Here is a 3,617-nt window from a genome sequence, read left to right as displayed (position 1 = left end):
GGTGACGCCCGCCGCCAGCGCCTCGTCGGCGATCTGGGGGCAGATGAAGTGGACGTGGGCGTCGATGGCGCCCGCGGTCAGGAGCCGCCCGTTGCCGGCGATGACCTCGGTCTCGGGCCCGATCACCAGGTCCGGGTGCACCCCGTCCATGGTGTCGGGGTTGCCGGCCTTGCCGATGCCGGTGATCCGGCCGTCGCGGATGCCGACGTCGGCCTTGACGACGCCCCAGTGGTCGATGATCACCGCACCGGTGACGATCGTGTCGGGGGTGCCTTCCGCGCGGGTGGCGCGGGACTGGCCCATGGATTCGCGGATGACCTTGCCGCCGCCGAAGACCGCCTCGTCACCGGCGAGCCCGGGGCCGCCGGAGCGGTCCTCCTCGATCTCCACGAGCAGGTCGGTGTCGGCGAGCCGGATCCGGTCGCCGGTGGTGGGGCCGAACAGGTCGGCGTAGGCGGCGCGGGAGATCTCAGGCATCGAGGGCACCTCCGGTCTCCCCGCGCAGCCCGGGCACCACACGGGCACCGGCGAGCGGGACGAGTTCGACGTCGACGGGGATGCCGGGCTCGAAACGGACGGCAGTGCCGGCGGCGATGTTCAGCCGCCTGCCCCGCGCCGCGGCCCGGTCGAACTCCAGTCCGGGGTTGGCCTCGGCGAAGTGGTAGTGGGAGCCGACCTGCACGGGCCGGTCGGCGGCGTTCAGGACGGTCAGCGAGGTGACCTCGCGGCCCTCGTTGTACACGACCGGCCCGTCGGCGAAGAGGACCTCTCCGGGAATCATCAGCGGCCTCTCAGACGATCGGGTCGTGGACGGTGACCAGCTTCGTGCCGTCCGGGAAGGTCGCCTCGACCTGGACGTCGTGGATCATCTCGGGGATGCCCTCCATGACGTCGTCCCGGGTGAGCAGCTTGCGCCCGGAGGCCATCAGTTCGGCCACGGTACGGCCGTCACGTGCGCCTTCGAGGATGTGCGACGTGATGAGGGCGACCGCCTCGGGGTGGTTCAGCCTGAGCCCGCGGGCCCGTCGCTTCTCGGCCACGTCGGCCGCCACGTGGATCAGCAGCCGCTCTTGCTCGTGCGGGGTCAGTTGCACGTCCCACCTCACAGTCCTCGCTCCGGACCGTGCGGGGCCCGGTTGCCGCAGCCACCGCGGCGGATCGGGCTCGCGAGCCCGATCCGGCCAGGAAAACCGCTGGTGGCATGGATCGGCAGGCTAGTTTGCCGGAGTTTCGGCGACGTTAACCGGACCTTGATCACTCGATGACCGGCGCATGGGGGCGCGCGACTGGGCCGAACGGGTCGTCCCGGCACCGGCCGCCCCGCTCACCGCCGTCCGGGTGACCACCGCGCCCCGGCACACGGCAGCGGCCCTCACCCGGACACCCCGGGGAGGGCCGATACCTGTGTCGACTGCCGCGCCGGTCGCGGTGCCGGTCGCGGTGCGGCGGCTAGGAGCCCGCGGCCCCGCGGTGCTCCGCCGCGATGCCGAAGCGGCCGCGCTCCGGGCGCACGGCGGCGGTCTCGCGCGCGCTGGAGACGGAGCTGACCACCTGGCTCTCGGTGGCTTCGGGGAGCTCTTCGAGGCGCTCGAGGTCGGCGGCGGAGACGAGGGCGACCAGCGGCTTGCCGTGCCGTGTCACGACCACGCGCTCACCGCCGTACACCACCCGGTTGATCAGTTCGGCGAGCTCAGCCCTGGCTTGCGTCACCGGAATCTCGTAGGCCATACACCCCAGCTTACGGGGCGCCCTCGACAACACCTCTTGTTCGGTGACAGCGGAATCCCGGACCCGACGCATGTACGTCCTGTACATTTTTTACAGAGTGCTCGGCCATCGAGACGCACAGCCGCGAGGAGTGGTACTGCCATGACCCGACCGTCCGCCCGCTACGTCCTGCCCGAGTTCACCGAACGCACGAGCGCCGGGCAGCGCACCCTGGACCCGTACTCCAAGCTGCTGGAGGAGCGGATCGTCTTCCTGGGCGCCCCCGTCGACGAGACCTCGGCCAACGACGTGATGGCGCAGCTCATGTACCTGGAGTACGCGGCTCCGGAGCGGGACATCTCGCTGTACATCAACTCCCCGGGCGGGTCGTTCAGCGCGATGGCCGCGATCTACGACACGCTCCAGTACGTCACCTGTGAGGTGGGGACCGTCTGCCTGGGGCAGGCCGGCGCCTCGGCCGCGGTGCTGCTCGCGGCCGGCGCCCCGGGCAAACGCTCGGTGCTGCCCGGCGCCCGCATCGTGCTGCAGCAACCGGCGCTGCCGGAGCCGGTGCAGGGCCAGCCGAGCGATCTGTTCATCCGGGCGGCGGAGTTGGAAAGGACCCGCGGGATGGTGGAGGAGATGCTCGTCCGGCACACCGGACGCACCCCCGAGCAGGTCCAGCGGGACCTGGAGCGGGACCTGGTCCTGGACGCGCCGGGCGCGGTGGCGTACGGGCTGGCGGACCGGGTCATGCCCACGCACAGGCCCCCGCTCGGCCGGCCGCACGCGGGGTGAACCGCGGATGCTGCCACCGGAACTGCCGCCGCTGCCCGCGCTGACCCGCGCCGAGGGCGAACTGATCGACCGTTACCTGGACGTGGTCGACCTGCTGGGCCGTATCAACCCGGCGCAGAACGAGGACACCTACCGCGGTCTGCGCGCCGCGCAGGCGCTGGTGCGCGCGGCGTCCGAGCTGCGTGACGCGCTGGCCCTGATGCACCGACGGGGCGAGACGGAGCTGCACGGGGACACGCTGGCACGGGCGTTGCGGGTGCTCGACGGCGAGCGCCGGACCGCTCGCGTCGCACTCCCGCCCGACTGCGTACGGTGACCTCCGCAGGAGTCCGGTCCGATGTGTCGACGCCACGCCCGGGCCGCAGTTGAAACGACCCAAAGGGGTTACCGCCGTTCGGCGGAGCGTGGCGTGGTTTTACCTGACCGAAAAAGCCGCTCGACTCGCCTGCTCCACGGTGGTCGTGGAGCGCTTCGGCGCAGGTCCGGGGCTACGCAGTGGAGTTGACGGAGAATCGAACACAGGGCTGTCCACCCGAACGGGTGGGTGGTGAGTAACCCCACAAATCCCCGGTTCCGTTGGGATTTTCGGACACGAGTGCGTGAAGATCCCTGTCTGACGACAAGCCCCCGCCACCACGGCGGGGCGGTCCGGGCGGACGCCGAGTCCTGCCGCCGCCCGGATGACGTCGACAGCAGTGCATCGGCAGGAGTGGAGGACCCAAGCACGACGGGTCGCCGGCACGGTCACGCCATGACCGGACCGAGCAGCCCTTGGGGTGAAGCCGTGGCAACGCGGCCGGGCAACTTCGCCAGCCCGAATCCGACAGGTCATCCTTCACAGGCGGCTGACGAAGGGTTGCGCATGACTGCGCTCAATCGTGTTCCGTCGCTCATGGCCCGGGCCGGTACGGCCTCGGCGCTGACGATCGCCGCCGTGGGCGGCTCGATCGTGATCCCTGGTGTCGCCTCCGACGCCTCGGCCGCCACGCTGGCGACGAAGGCGCTGCAGGTCGCTGCCTCGAAGAAGGGCTCGCCCTACCGGTGGGGCGCCACCGGTTTCAACCACACCCCGCGCATCCCCGACTGGCCCGGCCTGGACGGCTACCGGGGTC

5 protein-coding genes, 2 pseudogenes and 1 riboswitch are annotated in these 3,617 nt (G+C 71.2%); of the genes and pseudogenes, 3 read left to right on the top strand and 4 right to left on the bottom strand.

Annotated elements, in window-relative coordinates:
• The 4 genes and pseudogenes from ureC to ABZ646_RS42905 form a co-directional block, all read right to left on the bottom strand.
• Window positions 1–477, bottom strand: a pseudogene (ureC, locus tag ABZ646_RS42920) (urease subunit alpha); the annotation flags it as partial.
• Complete coding sequence (locus ABZ646_RS42915; protein ID WP_360532149.1) at window positions 470–781, bottom strand: urease subunit beta; 312 nt, start codon at window positions 779–781, stop codon at window positions 470–472. The pseudogene ureC and the gene ABZ646_RS42915, both read right to left, overlap by 8 nt.
• 10 nt (window positions 782–791) lie before the next feature.
• Window positions 792–1,094 (bottom strand): urease subunit gamma, encoded by a 303-nt coding sequence (locus ABZ646_RS42910; RefSeq protein WP_037782101.1) that lies wholly within the window; start codon window positions 1,092–1,094, stop codon window positions 792–794.
• 355 nt (window positions 1,095–1,449) lie between these two features.
• On the bottom strand, window positions 1,450–1,728 hold the full coding sequence (locus ABZ646_RS42905) for a type II toxin-antitoxin system Phd/YefM family antitoxin (protein WP_360532146.1): 279 nt from the start codon (window positions 1,726–1,728) through the stop codon (window positions 1,450–1,452).
• Between the two features lie 141 nt (window positions 1,729–1,869).
• On the opposite strand from ABZ646_RS42905, the gene ABZ646_RS42900 reads away from it, so the two are divergent.
• The 3 genes and pseudogenes from ABZ646_RS42900 to ABZ646_RS42890 form a co-directional block, all read left to right on the top strand.
• Window positions 1,870–2,505, top strand: a complete 636-nt coding sequence (locus tag ABZ646_RS42900) for an ATP-dependent Clp protease proteolytic subunit (RefSeq protein WP_360532143.1) — start codon at window positions 1,870–1,872, stop codon at window positions 2,503–2,505.
• Window positions 2,506–2,512: 7 nt separating this feature from the next.
• Complete coding sequence (locus tag ABZ646_RS42895; protein ID WP_046730013.1) at window positions 2,513–2,821, top strand: hypothetical protein; 309 nt, start codon at window positions 2,513–2,515, stop codon at window positions 2,819–2,821.
• A gap of 358 nt (window positions 2,822–3,179) precedes the next feature.
• Window positions 3,180–3,364, top strand: a riboswitch (cyclic di-AMP (ydaO/yuaA leader).
• A gap of 3 nt (window positions 3,365–3,367) precedes the next feature.
• Window positions 3,368–3,617, top strand: a pseudogene (locus tag ABZ646_RS42890) (NlpC/P60 family protein); the annotation flags it as partial.

It is taken from the genome of Streptomyces sp. NPDC007162 (assembly GCF_040634175.1).
Classification (GTDB): domain Bacteria; phylum Actinomycetota; class Actinomycetes; order Streptomycetales; family Streptomycetaceae; genus Streptomyces.
The sequence above is the reverse complement of the archived record's forward strand: the minus strand, read 5'-3'. Positions and strand labels throughout refer to the sequence as shown.